This is a genomic window from Pseudomonas sp. FW305-70 (assembly GCF_058783925.1).
Genome location: NZ_JBYSYZ010000001.1, coordinates 86146 through 107279, shown reverse-complemented (window position 1 = coordinate 107279; position 21134 = coordinate 86146). Strand labels below are relative to the sequence as shown.

The window sequence follows — 21134 nt, the reverse complement described above, 5'->3', positions numbered from 1 at the left end:
GTCCTGAAGTTTTTCGCGAGCAAGCTCGCTCCTACAGGGGTGATGCAGTGTCAGTGAGCGGACGTTTTAGAGATTCAAGCAGGGCGGGCTCCTCCGGATGCCGCCCTTTTTTGTGCAAGAGATTATGCAAAGCAGCAGCAACCTATTTCCTGTCGCCCTGATCAGCGCCGAACGGCGCGGCGATCTGAGCGAAGATGTGTATCGCTTGAAACCCGGTAACAGCCCCGACTTCACTGTCGAACTGGCTGTGACACGCCTTGGCATGGCCGATGAGCCGTCATCCCGTGGTGTGCCGGTGATCCTGCTGCACGGCAGCTTTTCCAATCGCCGGTTCTGGTTTTCTCCCAAGGGCCTGGGGTTGGGCGCCTATCTGGCCCGCTTGGGGTTCGACGTCTGGATTCCGGAAATGCGCGGCCATGGCCTGTCCCAGCGTAACCACGACTACCGCAAGAACCGGGTCGCCGACTACGCACGCTATGACCTGCCGGCCATCGGCGCGTTCGTGCGTGAACAGAGCGGGCAGGTTCCACACTGGATCGGTCACTCGCTGGGCGGTACCACACTGGCCGCAGCGCTGGGTGGCGAGTACATCGGTGAGCCGGTGGTGGCCTCGGCGGCTTTTTTCGGTACACAAGTCAGCCGCACCTACTGGCCATTGAAGATTCCACCGGTGGAGTGGAGCAGTCGCTTCATTCTCAAGCGTTTTGCCCAGTTGTCCGGAGCAAGGCTCAAGCGCGGCCCGGAGGACGAACCGATCGGCCTGGCCCTGGAAAGCATGCGCTGGTTCGGTCTGTTCGGGCGCTTTGGCGATGCCGATAAAGACTGGTGGGCCGGTTTGGCCGAGGTCAGGTTGCCGGTGCTCGCCGTGAGTGCAGCGGGTGATCATCAGGACCCGGCGTGGGCGTGCCGCAAACTGTTCGAGCAGTTCGGTTCCGAGCACAAGCAATTTATCAATCTGGGTCGTGATCAGGGTTTCAGCGACAATTTCGGTCACGTTGAAATGCTCGTCAGCAAACCTGCCCAAGCTGAAGTCTGGCCATTGGTGACCCGCTGGCTGGCGGATCAGCAGACACCCTTGTTGGGTGAGCAAGGGGATTTGGCCGCGGCGGTTTGAGCCTGATGCTCTAACAAGGGCATTTCGCTCCGGTCGGCTTGCGGCTAAGATATGACGCATTGAGCTGTTCCAGTCACTTTGCGTGATTGAGTCATCACTGATGTTCGTGCTGTCTTCCTCTTTAACAGGAGTTTCTCGATGAACCATTACCTCACGCCTGACCTGTGCGACGCCTATCCGGAGCTGGTGCAGGTGCTGGAACCGATGTTCAGCAATTTCGGCGGCCGTGATTCCTTCGGTGGCGAAATCGTGACCATCAAGTGCTTCGAAGACAACTCGCTGGTCAAGGAGCAAGCCGAGCTCAAGGGTAATGGCAAGGTCCTGGTCGTCGATGGTGGCGGTTCCCTGCGCCGTGCGTTGCTGGGCGATATGATCGCCGAGAAAGCCGCGAAAAACGGCTGGGAAGGCCTGGTGATCTATGGTTGCATCCGTGACGTCGACGTCATCGCGCAAACCGATCTGGGGGTTCAGGCGCTGGCCAGCCACCCGATGAAAACCGACAAGCGCGGTATCGGCGATCTCAACGTTGCCGTGACCTTCGCCGGCGTGACCTTCCATCCGGGCCATTACATCTATGCGGACAACAACGGCGTGATCATCTCTCCCAGCCCCTTGAAAATGCCTGAATAAAAGCGGCTGCAGACCAGAGGAGTGCGGATGTTCGAGGAAGAAAACGCGCAATGGGGGCTGGTGCATGCCCTGGTGCTGGACGGTAGAGGCGGTGCGCGTTCGATTGCCCGGACTGAACTTGACGACTTGCAGTTGCAGGCCCATGAAAGCCTGTGGTTGCACTGGGATCGCAGTCATCCGCAAACCCGGACCTGGCTACGCAAATCCAGCGGTCTGAGCGAATTCAGCTGTGACCTGTTACTCGAAGAAAACACCCGTCCGCGACTTTTGCAGCTTTCGGACGGCGAACTGCTGCTGTTTTTGCGCGGGGTCAATCTGAACCCCGGTGCCGAGCCGGAAGACATGGTGTCGGTGCGGATCTTCGGTTCTGCCCAGCGTGTCATTTCCCTGCGTTTGCGTCCGTTGCGTGCCACTGACGAGTTGCTGGTGCAACTGTCCGAGGGCAAGGGGCCGAAAACCGCGTCCGAACTCATCCTGTGCATGGCGCAGTACCTCACCAACAAGGTGCAGGATCTGGTCAGCTGTCTCTCGGAAGTGGTCGATGAGGAAGAGGAAAAGCTGGATGCCGACGAACGGTATACGCCTGAACACGGGGCGGTTTTGCAGATTCGTCGGCGGGCGGCAGCGTTGAAGCGCTTTCTTGCTCCGCAGCGGGATATTTTCGGGCAGTTGACGCGAATCAAGTTGCCTTGGTTCGTCGAGGACGACGCTGATTACTGGAACGAATTGAATAACAGCCTGACCCGCTACCTCGAGGAACTGGAACTGACCCGGGAGCGGGTGGGGCTGGTCCTGGAGGCTGAAGACCGTCGCTTGAGCGTGCGCATGAACCGCACGATGTATCGCTTCGGGATCATCACCGGGATCTTTTTGCCCATGAGTTTTCTGGCCGGGCTTTTGGGGATCAACGTCGGTGGCATTCCATTCTCTGCCAGCCCTTACGGTTTTCTGATCGCCTGCCTGATGATGGTTTCGGTGGCGCTGGGGCAGTGGTGGTTGTTCCGACGTTTGCGTTGGGTCTGAGGGAAAGCATGTGACCCGACCAAAACTGACCGCGTCTCCCACAGACATCACGAGAGGTGCGTATGCACGATCCGTTTGAACAGTCTTTGCGCGACATGCTCAACGCCTCACCGTCCACCCGGGACGACGATGCGTGTCTGGGGCGTGTTCTGAAAACCGCCAACCGCCAGGTCGGCGCCGGTGATTTGTTCAGCTTGCTGGGGCGCTGGTTGCCCGCACTGATGATTGCCCTGAATAACGGATCGGCCCATGTCTCGCCGGTATCCCGTCTCCGTAAACCTGCTGCCCGCACTGCTGATAAGGCTGATTGAATATGGAACTTGATCTCTGGACACAGAGCCTCGTCACTGCAATGACTGCGTTGTGGACCAAGGTTGCGAACTTCATTCCAAACCTGTTCGGCGCTCTGGTTGTGCTGCTGTTGGGTTTTGTCGTGGCCAAACTGCTGGACACCTTGCTTTCCAAATTGCTCGCCAAACTGGGCCTGGACCGCTTGATGGGCGGCACTGGCCTGACCAAGCTGATGTCCCGCGCCGGCCTGCAGGTTCCCATTTCGACCCTGATCGGCAAGATCGTCTATTGGTTCGTTCTGCTTATTTTTCTGGTTTCTGCCGCAGAATCCCTTGGACTTGAGCGAGTATCAGCTACGCTGGATATGCTTGCGCTGTATTTGCCGAAAGTATTCGGCGCGGCGCTGGTGTTGCTGGTCGGTGTTTTGCTGGCGCAACTGGCCAACGGGCTGGTGCGCGGAGCGGCAGAAGGCGTGGGGCTGGACTATGCTTCGGGGCTTGGACGAATTGCCCAGGGCCTGGTGATCATCATCAGTATTTCGGTGGCGATCAGCCAGTTGGAGGTCAAGACCGACCTGCTGAACCACGTGATCGTGATTGTGCTGATAACCGTTGGTCTGGCGGTAGCGCTGGCCATGGGGCTGGGAAGCCGGGAAATTGCCGGCCAGATTCTTGCGGGAATCTACGTGCGTGAGCTGTATCAGGTTGGGCAACAAGTGCGTGTTGGCGAGGTCGAAGGCCAGATCGAAGAGATCGGCACGGTTAAAACCACATTGCTGACCGATGAGGGTGAGCTAGTCTCTCTTTCCAATCGGATCCTCCTCGAGCAGCATGTGAGTAGCCGCTAACCCGGCAAACCCTGCTAATGTATGCCGCCGCAAAATGCCAGCTGACGCTGGCTGCGGAGGATATTGACCTGACTGTCGGCCCGACTTGTTTTGAATAAAGCTCAATCGCTATCCATGCGCTACGACCCCCGCGAGCTCTCTGATGAGGAGTTGGTCGCGCGCTCGCATACCGAGCTGTTTCACGTAACACGCGCCTACGAAGAACTGATGCGGCGTTACCAGCGAACATTATTTAATGTGTGCGCAAGATATCTCGGGAACGATCGCGATGCAGACGATGTCTGTCAGGAGGTCATGTTGAAGGTGCTGTATGGCCTGAAGAACTTCGAGGGTAAATCGAAGTTCAAGACATGGCTATATAGCATCACGTACAACGAGTGCATCACACAGTATCGCAAGGAACGGCGAAAGCGTCGCTTGATGGACGCATTGAGTCTTGACCCCCTCGAGGAAGCGTCCGAAGAAAAGACGCCGAAACCTGAGGAAAAAGGCGGACTTGATCGCTGGTTGGTGTATGTGAACCCGATTGATCGTGAAATTCTGGTGCTACGATTTGTCGCAGAACTGGAGTTTCAGGAAATCGCAGACATCATGCATATGGGTTTGAGCGCAACAAAAATGCGGTACAAACGCGCTCTAGATAAATTGCGTGAGAAATTTGCAGGCATTGCTGAAACTTAGTTCAGCGCAAATATCTCTTACGTGTAGGCAAGTTCTGTTAGACTTGCCGCCGAGTTGTCCCCCGGTTTGCGGGACTGCTTCACAATCACCAGATGGGGATTTAACGGATGAAACTGAAAAACACCTTGGGCTTGGCCATTGGTTCTCTTATTGCCGCCACTTCCATCGGCGCTCTGGCACAGGGCCAAGGCGCAGTTGAAATCGAAGGCTACGCAAAGAAGCAATATTTCGATAGCGACCGTAACTTCAAGAACGACGGCATCCTGCCGGGTGGTTCGATCGGTTACTTCCTGACAGACGACGTTGAACTGCGTCTGGCCTACGACGAAGTGCACAATGCCCGTGCAAACGATGGCAAGAACGTTAAGGGCGCGAACACCGCTCTGGACGCTCTGTACCACTTCAACAACCCAGGCGACATGCTGCGTCCTTACGTCTCGGGCGGTTTCTCCGACCAGAGCATCGACCAGAACGGCTCGAACGGTCGTAACCGTTCCACCTTCGCCAACGTTGGCGGCGGTGCCAAGCTGTACTTCACCGACAACTTCTACGCCCGTGCTGGCGTTGAAGCTCAGTACAACATCGACCAGGGCAACACCGAGTGGGCTCCTAGCGTCGGTCTCGGTGTGAACTTCGGTGGCGGCAGCAAGCCAGCTGCTGCTCCAGTTCCAGCTCCTGAAGTTTGCTCTGACAGCGACAACGATGGCGTTTGCGACAACGTTGACAAGTGCCCAGACACCCCAGCTAACGTAACTGTTGACGCTGACGGCTGCCCGGCAGTTGCTGAAGTTGTTCGTGTTGAGCTGGACGTGAAGTTCGACTTCGACAAGTCGGTAGTCAAGCCAAACAGCTACGGCGACATCAAGAACCTGGCTGACTTCATGAAGCAGTACCCATCCACCAGCACTACTGTTGAAGGTCACACTGACTCCGTCGGTCCTGACGCTTACAACCAGAAACTGTCCGAGCGTCGTGCAAACGCCGTTAAACAAGTTCTGACCAACCAGTACGGTGTTGAATCGTCCCGCGTTCAGTCCGTTGGCTACGGCGAATCCCGCCCAGTTGCTGACAACAAAACTGAAGCTGGTCGCGCTGTTAACCGTCGCGTAGAAGCGCAGGTTGAAGCTCAAGCTAAGTAATTAGCCCGCAGCTCTGAGAAAAGCCCGGCTCAGGCCGGGCTTTTCTTTGCCTGCGATTTGGTGAGGAGGGACGCGTCAGGCGCGCTGACTTCCAACATTGATGTCGACGGACAGAGCCTCTTCTCGAGCAGGCTCGCTCCCGCAGGAGGAGATGGCGTTGGCAGCGACTGCGCCAATCACCAGAATTGCCGGGCTTTTCAACTCGAAGGCACAGGCATCTTCCTCCATTGCCATCAGGTTGCTTCGACATTCCCGTTGATGCGGCAACGATGCATTTTCAATCATTGCCACCGGCGTATCTGCCGCCATTGCGCCTGCCAGCAGTTGCTCACGGATCTCGCTGAGCTTTGCCACCCCCATGTAGATCACCAGTGTCGTGCCGCCTTGGGCCAGCGCTTGCCAGTTCAGGCTGCTGTCATCCTGAGTGTGGGCGGTCACCAGCGTTACCCCTCGTGCCACGCCGCGCAGGGTCAATGGAATATCGCATTGCGTCGCGCCCGCCAGGCCGGCGGTGATGCCATTGACCAGCTCAACCTCGACACCACGCTCGCGCAACCACTGCGCTTCTTCACCGCCACGCCCGAAGATGCACGGGTCGCCACCCTTGAGGCGCACCACGCATTTGCCCTGACGGGCATAACGCAACATCAGGCGATGGATAAAGGCTTGCGGCGTTGAACGACAGCCGCCGCGCTTGCCCACCGCAATTATCCGCGCGCCGGGGCAGTGCTCCAGCACCGCGACGTTGACCAGATCGTCGATCAGCACGACATCCGCCTCTCTCAACGCCCGAACGGCTTTGAGGGTCAGTAATTCAGGATCACCGGGACCTGCACCCACCAGCCAGACTTTTGCGCTCATAGTGTTTTCCTCACGAGATGGCGGCTTGCGGCTGCGCGGTGGCGGCCAACAAACGCTTGATTTCCGGGACGCAGGAGCCGCATTGCGTGCCACAACCCAATTCTTGTTTCAACCCCGGCAAGTCCAGGCCGCGGCGGATGCCGGCGCAGACCGCGTTTTGGCTGACGTTTTTGCAGTTGCACAGGGTTTTGTTACCGATCGCTTCGGCGTCAACCTGGCCCGGTGGGGCACTCAAGGGCGCGAGCAGCCAGCGCCGTAGCTGTTCATCGGCGCGACCTTCGAGCCAGAGGTTTTGCAGCCAGTGCCGGGCGAGGGTTTCACCCGCCAGGCGGATCGCGGTGATCCGGCCGTTCTCGATCCGCACCCGCTTACCGATGGAGCGTCGTGGATCGTCGTAGGCCAGCACCGGTCCGTCGTTGAGCCCCAGGCATTGATCGATATCGCGCAGCAGTTGCGGATCTGGCGCCGTGGCGCTGGCAGCGCGTATCAGCAGCGCAGGGCGCTCACGACCGGTAAGGCTGAGGCTGACGTAGGAAAACGTCTCGCAGAGGGGGCGTAGCGTCTCAAAGTGTTGTTGGACATCGCCCTCTATCAGCGCGAAAAGGTGCCAAGGCAATTGCACCGGTTCCAGGCGCACGCCGCTGTGTTTGAGCTCCGGTTGTTTCGACAACGGGTCGAAGGCGGGCAGGGTGAGGCTGTTCACGCCCCCCTTGAGAAAACGGTCACCAAAATGCATCGGCAAGAAGGCTTGGCCCGGACGTACGCTGTCGTCACTGGCGACCGGCACGATCACCGCGCCGCGGCGGCTTTTCAGGCTGATCAAATCGCCCGTTTGCAGGCGATGCCTGCGCAGCTCATCCGGGTGCAGGCTCAATACGGCTTCACTGACATGGCCGAACAACTGCGCGGCGGTGCCGGTGCGGCTCATACCGTGCCACTGATCGCGCAGACGACCGGTGATCAGCGTCAGCGGGAAGCGCGCATCCCGTTGTTCCTTGGCGGCGCGATACGGATCGGCCACGAACTGCGCGCGTCCGCTGGAAGTCGGGAAAATGCCGTCGAGATAGAGGCGCGCGGTACCTGCGCTGGACCCCGCAGGAAAGGGCCATTGTTGCGGGCCGATGGTGTCGATCAACCCGTGGCTGATCCCGGACAAATCCAGATCCCGGCCCCGTGTCAGCTGTTTGTATTCGTCGAAGACCTGCGCCGGGGTGTCAAAGGCAAACAGGCTGGTGGCTTGCGGACGCAGATGTTTCTCCAGGCGCTGTGCGAAATCCACCGTGATCGTCCAGTCTGGGCGCGCTTCGCCTGGTGCGACGATAGCGCGGCGGACGTGGGAAATACGCCGTTCGGAGTTGGTCACCGTGCCGTCCTTTTCGCCCCAACTGGCGGCGGGCAACAACAGGTCGGCAAACCTGGCGGTTTCGGTGGTGCGAAAGGCCTCCTGCAAGACCACGAACGGGCAGGCCTCCAGTGCCGCGCGCACGGCAGCCTGATCGGGAAGAGACTGCGCGGGGTTGGTGCAGGCGATCCACAAGGCTTTGATCTTGCCGCTGCCCACCTGCTCAAACAACTCGATGGCAGTCAGCCCCGGGTTTTCAGGCAGTTGGTCAACACCCCAGTAAGCGGCAACGTCGGCACGGTGCTCAGGGTTGGCGGCGTCCCGATGGCCCGGCAGCAGGTTGGACAGGCTACCGGTTTCCCGCCCGCCCATGGCATTCGGCTGACCGGTCAAGGAGAAAGGACCTGCACCGGGACGGCCAATCTGCCCAGTGGCCAGGTGCAGATTGATCAGAGCACTGTTTTTCGCACTGCCGGCGGTGGACTGGTTCAACCCCATGCACCACAGCGACAGAAAAGACGGTGAAGTACCGATCCACTCGGCACATTGCTGCAATTGCCCAACGCTGATTCCGCAGAGCTGCGAGACCATCTGCGGTGTGTAATCGCGCACCAGTTTCTTCAGCTCGGGCAAGCCTTCGGTATGGTCCTTGATGAAGTCACGGTCGATCCAGTCTTCCCACAGCAGCAGATGCAAAATCCCGTGGAACAAGGCGACATCGGTGCCAGGCAAAATCGCCAGGTGCAGGTCAGCCAGATCGCAGGTGTCTGTCCGGCGTGGGTCAATGACGATGACTTTCATCTGCGGCCGGCGGGATTTGGCCTCTTCCAGTCGGCGAAACAGTACCGGGTGGGCGTAGGCCATGTTACTGCCGACGATCATCACGCAATCGCTCAATTCCAGGTCTTCATAACTGCATGGCGGGGCGTCGGCGCCCAGGCTGCGCTTGTAGCCGACCACTGCTGACGACATGCACAGCCGTGAATTGCTGTCGATGTTATTGGTGCCCACCAGCGCCCGAGCCAGTTTGTTGAAGGCGTAGTAGTCCTCGGTCAGCAACTGCCCGGAAATGTAGAACGCCACGCTGTCCGGGCCATGCTCGGCAATGGTTTGGGCGAAAACGCTGGCGGCGTGATCAAGCGCGCTATCCCAGTCGGTGCGGCTGCGCGCCAGGCCTTTGTCCAGGCGCAGTTCCGGGTACAGCGCCCTTGCTGTCAAGTCGCCGGTCAAATGCAGGGTTGATCCCTTGCTGCACAACTTGCCGAAATTGGCCGGGTGTGCCGGATCGCCGCTGACGCCGAGGATGCGCTCGCCGTCATGCTCGATCAGCACGCCGCAGCCGACCCCGCAATAGCAGCAGGTGGACGCGGTGATCTGGCGGTCCATCAGCCTGCGTCCCGCAAGGCCAGCATCACTCGGCCATTTTCGACCCGCGCCGGGTGGTGGTGGGCGCAGCCGACGTCCGGGGCCAGGGCTTCGCCGCTTTCCAGATCGATTTGCCAGTTGTGCAGTGGGCAGGCCACGCGTTTGCCGTAGATCAAACCCTGGGACAGCGGTCCGCCCTTGTGCGGGCAACGGTCGTCGAGGGCGAACACTTCATCGTCGCTGGTACGAAAAATCGCGATGTCGCCTTTAGGGCCGGCAACGATCCGCGAGCCCAGGGCATTGATTTCATCCAGTGCGCAGATATCCAGCCAGTTCATGCCAGCACCTCCAGGTTTTTCACGGGGATGACGTCGAATTCTTTTTTCAGTTGTGGCTGTTCCAGGCGTTCCTTCCACGGGTCTTGTTCGAACGACAGGGAGAACTGCAGGCGATCGTTGAGCGCCTTGCGCCGCTCTGGGTCCTCAAGCACGGCTTTCTTGATGTGGTCCATGCCGACCCGTTGCAGGTAGTGCACGGTTCGCTCGAGGTAGAAGGCTTCTTCGCGATAGAGCTGCAGGAATGCGCCGTTGTATTCGCGGACTTCTTCGGCGGTTTTCAGTTTGACGAAGAATTCCGCGACTTCGGTCTTGATCCCGCCGTTGCCGCCGATGTACATCTCCCAGCCGGAATCGACGCCGATGATGCCTACGTCCTTGATGCCCGCTTCCGAGCAGTTGCGCGGGCAACCGGAGACAGCCAGTTTCACTTTGTGCGGCGACCACATGTTGAACAGGTCATGTTCCAGTTCAATGCCAAGTTGTGTGGAGTTCTGGGTGCCAAAGCGGCAGAACTCGCTGCCGACGCAGGTCTTAACGGTGCGGATGGATTTGCCGTAGGCATGTCCGGACGGCATGTCCAGGTCTTTCCAGACGCCTGGCAAGTCCTGCTTCTTGATCCCCAGCAAGTCGATGCGCTGGCCGCCGGTGACCTTGACCATCGGCACGTTGTACTTGTCGGCAACGTCGGCAATGCGCCGCAGTTCCGAAGGATTGGTCACACCGCCCCACATCCGTGGGACTACCGAGTAGGTGCCGTCTTTCTGAATGTTGGCGTGGGCGCGTTCGTTGATCAGGCGCGATTGCGGATCATCCTTGGCTTCCCCTGGCCAGGTGGAAATCAGGTAGTAGTTGAGCGCCGGCCGGCAGGTGGCGCAGCCGTTGGGTGTACGCCAGTTCAGGTAGCTCAGGGTGCCGGCGATGGTCAGCAAGTGTTGCTCGCGGATGGCCTGGCGGATTTGCCCGTGGTTGAGGTCGCTGCAGCCGCAGATGGCCTTTTCGCTTTTCGGTTTGACGTCGGCGGCGCCGCCCACGGTGTTGATCAGGATCTGCTCCACCAAACCCGCGCACGAACCGCAGGAGCTGGCAGCCTTGGTGTGTTTCTTCACTTCGTCGACACTGAACAGCCCGTGTTCCTGAATGGCCTTGACGATGGTGCCTTTGCACACGCCGTTGCAGCCGCAGACTTCGGCCGTATCGGCCATGCTCATGGCTTTGTCCTGGCCCTGATGCCCGACGTCGCCAAGCGCATTTTCACCGAACATCAAGTGATCGCGGATCTCGCCGATGGCGTGGTTTTCACGGATCTGCCGGAAATACCAGCCGCCATCGGCCGTATCGCCGTACAGGCAGGCGCCGACCAGCACGTCGTCCTTGATCACCAGTTTCTTGTAGACCCCGCCAATCGGGTCGGAGAGGGTGATGGTCTCGGTGCCTTCACCGCCCATGAAGTCGCCGGCGGAAAACAGATCGATGCCGGTGACTTTCAATTTGGTCGAGGTCACCGACCCCTTGTAAGTGGCAAAACCCAGTTGGGCGAGGTGGTTGGCGCAGACTTTGGCCTGTTCGAACAGTGGCGCCACCAGACCGTAGGCGATGCCGCGGTGGCTGGCGCACTCGCCGATGGCGTAGATCCGCGGGTCATAGGTTTGCAGGGTGTCGTTGACCAGAATCCCGCGGTTGCACGGAATGCCGGATTTCTCCGCCAGTTCGGTATTGGGGCGAATGCCGGCGGCCATCACCACCAGGTCAGCGGGGATGATGTCGCCGTTCTTGAATTGCACCGAACCGACCCGGCCATTGCCCGCGTCGTGCAAGGCCTGGGTTTGCTCGCACAGACGGAAATGCAGGCCGCGAGACTCCAGGGCGGTTTGCAGCAGCTGGCCGCTGGTCTTGTCCAGTTGACGCTCCAGCAGCCACTCGCCGATATGCACCACGGTGACGTGCATGCCCCGCAGCATCAGGCCGTTGGCGGCCTCCAGGCCGAGCAGGCCGCCGCCGATCACCACGGCGTGCCGGTAGGTTTTCGCGGTGTCGATCATGGCCTGGGTATCGGCGATGTCGCGGTAGCCGATCACGCCCTCGAGGGTGTTGCCGGGAATGGGCAGGATGAAAGGCGTCGAGCCGGTGGCGATCAGCAGGCGATCGTATTCGGCTTCACTGCCGTCTTCGGCAATGACCCGGCGCTTGACCCGGTCGATCTCCACCACTTTGCGGTTGAGCAGCAGTTTGATGTTGTTGTCCAGGTACCAGTCCAGGTCGTTGAGCACGATCTCCTCGAAGGTCTGTTCGCCCGCCAGCACCGGCGACAACAGGATGCGGTTGTAGTTGGTGTGCGGTTCGGCGCCGAAGACCGTGATGTCGTACAGCTCAGTGCTCAGCTTGAGCAGTTCTTCCAGGGTCCGGACCCCGGCCATGCCGTTGCCGATCATCACCAGTTTTAGTTTTTTCATCAGGTTCTCCGGGGAGTCCAGGCCTGCCTCATCAGGGTTCAGGCCATGCTCGACAAATTTTGCGCAAACAAAAAAAGGCGTCCCGCTAGTTGCCTAGCGAGGACGCCTTTGTCCTGGTCCCGTTCTCTCGGGAAGTGCAGCCTTCGTCGTTGAAGCCTGCGCTTTATGTCTGTTGAAAAGGGTTATGCAGTGGTTGTGCCAAGTTGCTCAGGCCCCGTGTTTGTTGGCTTTCTTCCCGTTCGCAAGGGCAGGGCTGCGAGGGAGTGCACCGATTAAAGGCGCGTTGCCCGCTAATGGAGCGCCACCACCAGCAGCACCAGGTTGAGCAGCAGCGATACCAGCGCCAATGTCCGCCAGACTTTCAGCGGCTCGCGCTCCAGCAAGGGTTTTGGGCGTACGCTCAAACTGCGGCGTTCGCCTTGCTCGATCAACAGCAGCCATTCTTCCGCCGTTTCGAAACGCTGTTCAGGTGCCGCAGCTACGGCGCGCTCCAGGTGATGGGCGATCCAGTCCGGCAGGTCGGGCCGGTAGCGGCTGGCGTTGACCGGGAGACCAAACCTCGGACGCTGGAACGCTTCGATTTCGCCATAGGGATAGTGCCCGGTGAGCAGGAAATACAAGGTCACACCAACGGCATAGAGGTCCTGCTGTGGCGTCGGCATGTCGCCACGAAAGGCTTCCGGTGCGATGTAACTGGGTGTGCCCGGCAAAGCCCAGGGCAGGTCTTGCGAGAGACCGGGGCAGTAGGCGAGGCCGAAATCCAGCAGGCGCAGTTCACCGTCGTCCCCCAGCAACAGGTTTTCCGGTTTGATATCGCGATGCAGAATCTGCCGTCGATGCAGCAAGCCGACCGCTCGCAGCAAGCGTTCGGCGATGTCTTGCCACTGGGGCAGCGGCAACGGTCCGTTTTGCTCATGCCGGTGCGCCAGGGTAGCGCCCGAATATTCGCGCATCACGTAGTACAAATGCTGACGCTGACTGGCGGCATGCACTTCGGGAAAATGCCGGCCGGCCACGCGTTTGAGAAACCACTCTTCCGACAGCAACGCTTGCCCGGCCTGGTGATCGTCGTGCAGGCGCCCCGGCAGGGTTTTCAGCAGCCAGGGTCGTTGCTGAGTGTCGCGCACGCGATAAAGCAGCGATTGCTGGCTCTGTGCGACGATCCCTTCGACCTGCCAGCCCTCGAACACCTGGCCCGGTTTCAGGGCCGGCGGCAGCGGCCATTGCTGCAAGTGCATCAATGCATCGCCAATGCTCGCTTCACCGAGGGCGTCGACCCGCACCAGCAAGGCGCTGGCGTTGTCCTGGCTGCCTGCCAGGTGTGCGGCATTGACCAGGGTTTGCGCTGCGCTGTGCAAGTCCGGTTGATCACGCAGGATCGCCGCAATGGCGGTATCGCCCAGGACGGCCCAGATGCCGTCGCTGAGCAGGACGAAACTTTCATCGGGGCGCAATTCACCGTCGAGAAAATCCAGCACCAGATGTTGATCGAGGCCCAGCGCCCGTTTCAGCACATGCTGCATGCCCGGCTGGTCCCAGACGTGATCCTCGCTGATTCGCTGCAATCGGTCGGCGTGCCAGCGGTACACCCGGCAATCGCCGACATGCGCCAGGGTAAAACGCCGGCCACGCAGGACCAGCGCACTGAGGGTGGTCAGCAGCGGTTGTCCGCCGCCGTTGGCCTGCAACCAGCGGTTTTGCGCCAGCAACAGGCGATCAAGTGCCTGCGCCACGCTCCAGGTTTCCGGCGTGGCGTAGTAATCCAGCGCCAGGGCCTGCAGCGTCGAACGGGCCGCCAGGCCGCCATCGGCGCACTGGCTGACACCGTCGGCGATGGCGAACAGGTAGCCTTTGCTCGCCGCCAGCGCCGGGGCCGGCGTGACGAGGCGCAGGGCATCCTGGTTCTCCTCGCGCGGACCGATGGCGCTGGCTTCGGCGAAACTCAGTTGCAGGCTCATCGAGGCGTCAGACCCGCGCAGCCGTCACGGCCGCCGAACCCCAGGTGGTTCTCCAGCGCCGTTTCACGCCGTGCAGGCCGAACCAGGCGAGAATGCCGAGGCTGGCGAACAACCACAGCGCCAGTTGATAGCTGCCAGTGCTTTGTTTGATCGCGCCCATGCCGGCCGCGAGGGCAAAGCCACCGATGCCGCCGGCCATGCCGATCAGGCCGGTCATCACACCGATCTCCCGACGAAAACGCTGCGGCACCAACTGGAATACCGCGCCATTGCCGGCACCCAGGCCGAGCATGGTGCAGACGAAAAGTGCGAGTGCGGCGTAGGAATTCGGCAGGTTGAAACCGACTGCGGTGATGCAGATCGCCGCGACGGTGTACATCGCCAACAAGGTCCGAATGCCACCGAACCGGTCAGCCAGCGCGCCGCCCAAGGGGCGCATGAGGCTACCGCCGAACACGCAGGCCGCCGTGTAGTACCCGGCCGTCACCGGGCTCAGGCCGTACTGGTCGTTGAAATAGCCGGGCAGGGCGCTGGCCAGGCCGATGAAGCCGCCGAACGTCACGCTGTAGAAAAACATGAACCACCAGCTGTCACGGTCGCCCAGGGCCTTGAAGTAGTCGGCCATGGATTTGGCTTTTGGTCGCTCGGGGGCGTTTTTCGCCATCCAGGCAAAGACGATCAGGGTCAGGATCAGCGGAATCAGGGCGAAGCCGAACACGTTGCTCCAGCCAAACGCTGCCGCCAGTACCGGAGCGATCAAGGCGGCGAACACCGTCCCCGAGTTCCCGGCGCCTGCGATGCCCATGGCCTTGCCTTGATGCTGCGGCGGATACCACTGCGAGGCCAGGGGCAGGGCAACGGCAAAGGATGCGCCGGCCATGCCGAGGAACAGGCCCAGCACAAGCGCTTGCTCGTAGCTGTGGATGCCGAGCTTCCAGGCGCCGAACAGCGCGCAGATCACGATGACCTGGCCGATCAGACCGGCGGTTTTGGGCGACAGGCGATCAGCCAGCATCCCCATGACAAAACGCAAGACCGCCCCGGCCAGAATCGGCGTGGCAACCACCAGCCCGCGTTGCTGTGTCGTCAGGTGCAGGTCGGCGGCGATCTGTACCGCCAGAGGGCCGAGCAGGTACCAGACCATGAAGCTCAGGTCGAAATAGAGGAAGGCTGCGAACAATGTGGGGGTATGGCCGGATTTCCAGAAGCTTGAATTCATTGCGCACCTCAGCTGTGAAGAGTCTCGAAAGGAGTCATGAGCTTGCAGGTGGGGCGCCGCTACGGCCGCTCCACCGGCCCCGTGCTCTGGGGCCAAAACGAAAAAACGCCGCCACCCGATCCGCCAAGGGCAAATGAGGTGAGCGACGTCTTTGTCGTAGGTGGGGCAACCGCCGTTGGTTACCTGTGGTGATTACTTAGCCAGATCTGTGCCAACAACCGAAACCGGGTCGCTGCCATCGCGAGCAAGCTCGCTCCCACAGGTGATTTGTGTTCGACGCCATTCCCCTGTGGGAGCGAGCTTGCTCGCGATGGCGTCCTCACAGGCGCCACAGCACTTCAGCCAAGCAACTCGCTCATGGCAATAATCTGCTCCGCCACTTGAATCAGCTTCTGCTGGCGGCTCATCGCCTGGCGGCGCATCAGTGTGTAGGCCTCTTCTTCGTTACAGTCCTTCATTTTCATCAGCAGCCCTTTGGCCAGCTCGATGCGCTTGCGCTCGGCCAGTTGCTGGTCGCGGGCCTGCAACTGGGCACGCAAGGCCTGATCGCTTTCGAAGCGTGCCATGGCCACATCGAGAATCGGCTGCAGGCGTTGTGCGTGAATGCCTTCGACGATGTAGGCACTGACCCCGGACTTGATCGCCTGGCGCATCACATCGGGGTCATGCTCGTCGGTGAACATCACAATCGGTCGTGGCTGGTCGCGAGTGACCAGCACCACTTGTTCCATGACATCGCGGCCTGGTGACTCGGTATCGATCAGAATCACGTCCGGACGCACCGTTTCGACGCGTTCGGGCAAGTCGATGGTCAGGCCGGACTCATCGATCACTTCGAACCCGGCCTCGGTCAGGGCGGCCTTCAGGCGTCCGACTTTTTTCGCGGTGTCGTTGATCAGCAGGATACGCAGCATGTTCGTCGTCTCCTGTCAGCGGCTGGCGGATCGGTGTGAGCTGTCGCTCATGGCGTGCAGTTTGAAGCTGCGGGCATAACCGGCCGGGTCCGAACCGTCCCAGATCTTGCCGTCGATCAATTGACTGCTACGCATCTCCTTGCCCTGTGCCGCGACACCTACCGCGCCGGCCGCTTCACGGTACAAGTCTAGTTGATGGACTTGACGGGCCACGGCGAGGTAATCCGGATCATCGCGCAACAAGCCCCAGCGACGGAACTGGGTCATGAACCACATACCGTCGGACAGGTACGGCAGATTGACCTCGCCTTCACCATGCAAGCGCAGGGCGTGCGGGTCTTGCCAGCGATTGCCCAGGCCATCGACATAGTCGCCCAGCAGGCGCGGCTCGATGCATTCCAGCGGCGCATCCAGGTATTGCGCGGCACTGAGCAGTTGCGCGGTGCTGCGACGATTTTCGTTGCTTTGTTCGATGAAGCGGCTGGCTTCCAGAATCGCCATCACCAACACCCGCGCGGTATTGGGATATTGCTCGACGAACGCACGGGTGCAGCCGAGGACCTTTTCCGGGTGATCGGGCCAGAGGGCCTGGGTCGTGGCCAGGGTGAAACCCAGGTTCTGCTGCACGGCGCTGGCGGACCAGGGTTCGCCGACACAGAACCCGTCGATACGCCCGGCCCGCAGGTGGGCGACCATTTGCGGCGGCGGCACTACGACGCTGTCGACATCCAGCAGCGGGTGAATGCCCTGGCTGGCCAGCCAGTAATACAACCACATGGCGTGGGTACCGGTAGGAAACGTCTGAGCGAAGGTGAGTTTTGCGCGAGTTTGGTGCACGTGCCGATCCAATGCCTCAGGACTGGTCACCCCAAGCGCCTGCAAGCCGCGGGACAGATTGATGCTCTGGCCGTTTTGATTCAGGCCCATCAACACGGCCATGTCGGTCGCGGCCACGCCACCGATGCCCAGGTGAACGGCGTAAATCAGACCGTAGAGACTGTGGGCTGCATCGAGTTCGCCGCTGACCAGCTTGTCCCGCAGGTTGGCCCAGGACGTTTGGCGCTTGAGGTTCAGGGTCAAGCCATAGGGTTGGGCGAAGCCCTGGGTGGCGGCGACCACCACCGAGGCGCAGTCGCTCAGGGCCATGAAGCCGAGATTGATTTCGGTTTTTTCCGGGGCATCGCTGCCATTGACCCAAGCCAGAGGGCCGGCTGACGGTTCGTTCATCGCGCGTTCACCTTGCAAAAAAAACGTCGTCCCGGGTCCGTGCATGGGCAGGCCGGGGACGACGCCATTGTCTTTGCACCCATTCCGACGCTGGCGTGGGTGCTGGTGCCTGGAAGGGTGCAAGGCATATGCCATCACCGGTTCATCAGCTTTACATCAGGATTCATCGCGCCATGTCTTTCATCCTGCCGGCCGTTAATCGTCAGGCCGCAAAGGAGGTTGGCGTGCAAATTCAATTACTACGCGCCACCGGTCTGCCCGATGCTCGTTGCAGCGAGCGGGTGCTGCATGTGCGGGTCAGCGAATCCCCTGTGTATCTGGCTTCGGCGCAGCGCCCGCGGGTCTGTCTGCCGGTCGGTTGGGAAGGGCTGATTGCAACGAGCGATACATTCGAGCTGAGCGGCGGCGTGCAGACCCGGGCGGTTGCAGAAGCGGCGCTGGTTAAATTGCAAGTGTTCATCGATCTGGGAAACACACTGGTTGATCAACGACCCGGCCCGACATCCTGGGCGGCATTGCCGGTGGCGTACCCCGCCGTGTGGTCCGGGCGGGTGCTTGAGCGCTGGTACATCGAACAGGCCATGGTCGGGGGGATGGCTTACCAGACCTTCGCCGGCGTGCTGCGTCATACCGAAAGTTACGGACTTGTGCGCTTCCTGCTGGAGCAGGGCACCCACAGCGAAAAGTTGACCACCCTGGCCCAGCGTTATGGCGTTTCCGTGTCGCACTTCCGTCGGCTGTGCCGGCAGGCCCTGGGCACAGCAACCAAGCCTGCCTTGCGCGGCTGGCGCGCGGCCAGGGCGCTGTTGAACATGAGCCTCCAGGACGGCTCCCTGACGGATATCGCGCTGGAGTTGGGTTTTGCCTCTTCTTCGCATTTCTCCAAGGAAATCCGTGATCTGGTTGGCTTCACGCCCAGTAGCCTGGCCGACATAACCTACCTCCCAGGCAAGTGAGCCAATGAACCGCCGATTACTTTCCTTATTTGTTTTGCCGTTCTGGTTAGGCGCCCTGTTGTCGCTGGTGCCGCTTGCCGCGCGCGCCAATGCCGACGGCTATGTGGCTCGCGAACAGAGCGTGCGCACATTCTTCAGCGAGTTGTCCGGACCGTTGGGCAAACCTGTCATCGTCAGCAAGACTGCCGCCGCCAAACGGATTTCCGGTGCCTTCGATCTGCGTTCGCCGCAGCGGACCTTTGAGCGGGTCAGCGCGCAGATGGGGCTTATCTGGTATAGCGATGGCCAGGCGATTTATCTGTATGACGCGTCGGAAGTCAAAAGCTCGATGATGTCGCTGCAGACCCTGACTGTCACCCGACTTCAGGCGTTCCTTGAGCGTTCCGGGTTGCACGATGCACGTTATCCATTGCGCCACGACGGCTTGCGCACTTTTCATGTGTCGGGCCCGCCGATGTATGTCGATCTGGTGGTGCAAGCCGCCGGACTGATGGATAACCAGCGCTCGGAACTGTTGCTGGGCAAGCAGCAGATCGGCGTGATCCAGGTGCGCAATACCTTTGTCAGCGACCGAAAGTATGAGCTGCGTGATGACAAGGTGACCATTCCCGGGCTGGCAACCGTGATCGAGGACTTGTTGCGTGGCGAAAAGCGCGAAGTCGAGCCGTCGGTGGCACAAGCCCCTGCGCAGCGTCCTCAGGGATTGATGCCGGCGTTTCCCCTGGAAGGCCTGGCGAGCGCCCCCTCGGAGCAAGACCCGACCGCGCCGCGAATCATTGCGCGAGAGGTGGCTGCCGGAAATATACGAGTGGTGGCCTATCCCGACACCAACAGCCTGCTGGTCAAGGGGCTGCCGGAGCAAGTGCGCTTTATCGAGAACCTGGTGAGTGCGCTGGACACGCCGAAACGGCACGTGGAGTTGTCGTTGTGGATCATCGATTTGCACAAGGATGAACTCAATCAGCTGGGTATCAACTGGCAGGGCGCATTGAAGTCCAGCGGGACATTCACCATGTCGCTGAACGCCGGCTCGGCGACCACCCTCGATGGCGCTTCGTTCGTCGCCCAGGTCATGGCTCTGGAGCGCACCAACCGGGCGAATGTGGTCTCGCGTCCGGTGATCCTGACACAAGAGAACGTGCCGGCGATCTTCGACAACAACCGCACCTTTTATGCCCCGCTGGTGGGGGAGCGCAGTGTCGATTTGCAGCACGTGACCTATGGCACGCTCGTCAGTGTTCTGCCCCGTTTCGCCCAGGCGGACGAAATTGAAATGTCACTCAATATCGAAGACGGCAACGAAGTAGAAAAACCTGACGAGAACAAGCAACCTGGCAGTTTGCCGACGGTCGGGCGCACACGGATCAGCACGGTGGCGCGCGTGCCCCAGGGCAAGAGTCTGTTGGTGGGCGGTTTCACCCGCGATGATCACAGCGAGCAAGTCGGGCGGATTCCGGTACTGGGTTCGATTCCGTGGATCGGACGCCTATTCAGCTATCGCCAGAACCGTTCGGCCAACACGGTGCGGGTGTTCCTGATTCAGCCCAAGGAGATTCTCGACACACTGGAGCCCGCCACGACTGTTCCGGCCACCGGGCTGCTGACCCCGCAGCAGCATGAGCGGGTGCGCCGTGCCTATTTGCGGGCGGCAGAACAGTGATCCTGCCGCCGGTTTCCACAGGTGGGCGAGCTGCCCAGGCACGGCTCAATGCCGAAAAGGCCGCCGAACATCCACAGCCCCAGGCGGATGCGCAGGTTGATCTCGACGACAGCGCGACGGTTGCCGTTGCGCAGCGCTTTGTGCAGATCAGCGATGAAATGTCGGCGGCACTGGCTCAGTTTCGCGGGCGGCGACATTTCGAGCTCAAGTCCGAGACCCTGATGGACAACTTCGAACGAGTCCTTGAAGACGACACTGTGCCCAAGGTGCAGCAGGTGCTCAGCCTCGCGCGGCTGGCGGACAAGCCGGTCGCCTGGTTGCTGCAAAGGGTGCGACAACTGTTCCCCGATGACAGTGATCTGGCGTTGGTGCTGCGAGAACTGCTACGTCGCAAGAAACTGGAAAAGACCACCCGTCAGCGACTTGAAACGCTTTTACAGACGGTGGTTGCCCAAGGCTCCCCCAAGCGGATGAATGCCGGGATAAACGCCGCCCTCAAAGCCAGGATGTTCGGGGCGAGCATGGCGGTGCGCGCAGGGTTGTTGCGTGAGACCTACCGGGATTTTCTGGAGTCCGACGAGGGCCCGATCAGTTGTTATCAGGACTGGATCGCACTGTATGGTCCGTCACAACGCATGGCGGTACTTGCCTTCATCGAAGCAGCATTGCTCACGGATATCAGTGCCCAGGACCCCAGTTGCTCGCGCGTGGAGTTCGGTCAACTGCTGGCCAGGGTGACCGACCTCAAGCGCCTGCGCTCAGCTGATGAGCTGTTTATCACCCAACTGCTCGGCGATGCACTCATTTGCCGGCACAACGCCAATGAGCCCGACTGGCTGGTGTTCCTGCTCGGCCTGCTGACGTACCCCGATGAGCTCGACCAGCTGTTGCTCGGTGCGTTGGGTGAGAGTGTGCTGTTGAGCCCACACCGTGAGCGTTCGACGCTGCTGCAGAAGGTGCGCCGGCACAGCCTGCAGTTGCCGCCGCAACTGTTTGCCGATGAACTCGCACCACTGCGCCTGGCAGAACAGTTCACCCGACTGGCTGACATTGCCTACGCCCACGAATGCAAAGAACGGCGACGCCTCGGCGGCTGCTCATGACTTTTTCCCGGAGCTG

Annotated in this window: 18 protein-coding genes; 10 read left to right on the top strand and 8 right to left on the bottom strand. The window is 60.5% G+C overall.

The window, feature by feature from the left end:
* Positions 1 to 124 precede the first annotated feature (124 nt).
* From AC3WN7_RS00485 to AC3WN7_RS00455, 7 genes are all read left to right on the top strand, one after another.
* Positions 125 to 1114, top strand: coding sequence for an alpha/beta fold hydrolase (locus tag AC3WN7_RS00485; RefSeq protein WP_015096068.1), 990 nt, complete (start codon positions 125 to 127; stop codon positions 1112 to 1114).
* A 138-nt stretch (positions 1115 to 1252) separates the two neighbouring features.
* On the top strand, positions 1253 to 1744 hold the full coding sequence (gene rraA / locus AC3WN7_RS00480; protein ID WP_027922555.1) for a ribonuclease E activity regulator RraA: 492 nt from the start codon (positions 1253 to 1255) through the stop codon (positions 1742 to 1744).
* A 27-nt stretch (positions 1745 to 1771) separates the two neighbouring features.
* On the top strand, positions 1772 to 2767 hold the full coding sequence (locus AC3WN7_RS00475) for a zinc transporter ZntB (protein ID WP_102673277.1): 996 nt from the start codon (positions 1772 to 1774) through the stop codon (positions 2765 to 2767).
* Positions 2768 to 2829: 62 nt separating this feature from the next.
* Entirely contained in the window at positions 2830 to 3078 is a 249-nt protein-coding gene (locus AC3WN7_RS00470; RefSeq protein ID WP_007971509.1) for a hypothetical protein, read from the top strand.
* A 2-nt stretch (positions 3079 to 3080) separates the two neighbouring features.
* Positions 3081 to 3905, top strand: a complete 825-nt coding sequence (locus AC3WN7_RS00465) for a mechanosensitive ion channel family protein (RefSeq protein WP_007916401.1) — start codon at positions 3081 to 3083, stop codon at positions 3903 to 3905.
* Between the two features lie 90 nt (positions 3906 to 3995).
* Entirely contained in the window at positions 3996 to 4586 is a 591-nt protein-coding gene (gene sigX, locus AC3WN7_RS00460; RefSeq protein ID WP_015096065.1) for an RNA polymerase sigma factor SigX, read from the top strand.
* A 107-nt stretch (positions 4587 to 4693) separates the two neighbouring features.
* Positions 4694 to 5725, top strand: a complete 1032-nt coding sequence (locus tag AC3WN7_RS00455; RefSeq protein ID WP_015096064.1) for an OmpA family protein — start codon at positions 4694 to 4696, stop codon at positions 5723 to 5725.
* A gap of 75 nt (positions 5726 to 5800) precedes the next feature.
* Here AC3WN7_RS00455 and cobA read toward each other — a convergent pair whose 3' ends face one another.
* The 8 genes from cobA to AC3WN7_RS00415 all read right to left on the bottom strand — a co-directional run bounded on the left by cobA (position 5801) and on the right by AC3WN7_RS00415 (position 17399).
* The gene (gene cobA / locus AC3WN7_RS00450; protein WP_102673276.1) at positions 5801 to 6586 is read right to left on the bottom strand and encodes a uroporphyrinogen-III C-methyltransferase; all 786 of its coding nucleotides are present in this window, start codon (positions 6584 to 6586) and stop codon (positions 5801 to 5803) included.
* A gap of 10 nt (positions 6587 to 6596) precedes the next feature.
* The gene (locus AC3WN7_RS00445; RefSeq protein ID WP_102673275.1) at positions 6597 to 9314 is read right to left on the bottom strand and encodes a nitrate reductase; all 2718 of its coding nucleotides are present in this window, start codon (positions 9312 to 9314) and stop codon (positions 6597 to 6599) included.
* Positions 9314 to 9631, bottom strand: coding sequence for a nitrite reductase small subunit NirD (nirD, locus tag AC3WN7_RS00440; RefSeq protein ID WP_007971500.1), 318 nt, complete (start codon positions 9629 to 9631; stop codon positions 9314 to 9316). The genes AC3WN7_RS00445 and nirD overlap by 1 nt, the downstream gene beginning before the upstream one ends.
* The gene (nirB, locus tag AC3WN7_RS00435) at positions 9628 to 12081 is read right to left on the bottom strand and encodes a nitrite reductase large subunit NirB (protein ID WP_007988941.1); all 2454 of its coding nucleotides are present in this window, start codon (positions 12079 to 12081) and stop codon (positions 9628 to 9630) included. The genes nirD and nirB overlap by 4 nt, the downstream gene beginning before the upstream one ends.
* Before the next feature lie 290 nt (positions 12082 to 12371).
* Entirely contained in the window at positions 12372 to 14039 is a 1668-nt protein-coding gene (locus tag AC3WN7_RS00430) for a bifunctional protein-serine/threonine kinase/phosphatase (RefSeq protein WP_102673274.1), read from the bottom strand.
* Positions 14040 to 14046: 7 nt separating this feature from the next.
* Entirely contained in the window at positions 14047 to 15258 is a 1212-nt protein-coding gene (locus tag AC3WN7_RS00425; RefSeq protein ID WP_102673273.1) for a nitrate/nitrite transporter, read from the bottom strand.
* Positions 15259 to 15596: 338 nt separating this feature from the next.
* Complete coding sequence (locus tag AC3WN7_RS00420) at positions 15597 to 16172, bottom strand: ANTAR domain-containing response regulator (protein ID WP_015096057.1); 576 nt, start codon at positions 16170 to 16172, stop codon at positions 15597 to 15599.
* A gap of 15 nt (positions 16173 to 16187) precedes the next feature.
* Positions 16188 to 17399, bottom strand: a complete 1212-nt coding sequence (locus tag AC3WN7_RS00415; RefSeq protein WP_095965154.1) for a CmpA/NrtA family ABC transporter substrate-binding protein — start codon at positions 17397 to 17399, stop codon at positions 16188 to 16190.
* A gap of 173 nt (positions 17400 to 17572) precedes the next feature.
* Here AC3WN7_RS00415 and AC3WN7_RS00410 point away from each other — a divergent pair, with 173 nt between their 5' ends.
* The 3 genes from AC3WN7_RS00410 to sctW are packed head-to-tail and all read left to right on the top strand — an operon-like array spanning position 17573 to position 21118.
* Positions 17573 to 18355 (top strand): helix-turn-helix domain-containing protein, encoded by a 783-nt coding sequence (locus AC3WN7_RS00410; protein ID WP_095965155.1) that lies wholly within the window; start codon positions 17573 to 17575, stop codon positions 18353 to 18355.
* A gap of 4 nt (positions 18356 to 18359) precedes the next feature.
* Positions 18360 to 20015: a type III secretion system outer membrane ring subunit SctC gene (gene sctC / locus AC3WN7_RS00405; RefSeq protein ID WP_095965156.1), complete on the top strand. Its 1656-nt coding sequence runs from the start codon at positions 18360 to 18362 to the stop codon at positions 20013 to 20015.
* Positions 20012 to 21118, top strand: coding sequence for a type III secretion system gatekeeper subunit SctW (gene sctW, locus AC3WN7_RS00400; protein WP_102673272.1), 1107 nt, complete (start codon positions 20012 to 20014; stop codon positions 21116 to 21118). The genes sctC and sctW overlap by 4 nt, the downstream gene beginning before the upstream one ends.
* Positions 21119 to 21134 lie beyond the last annotated feature (16 nt).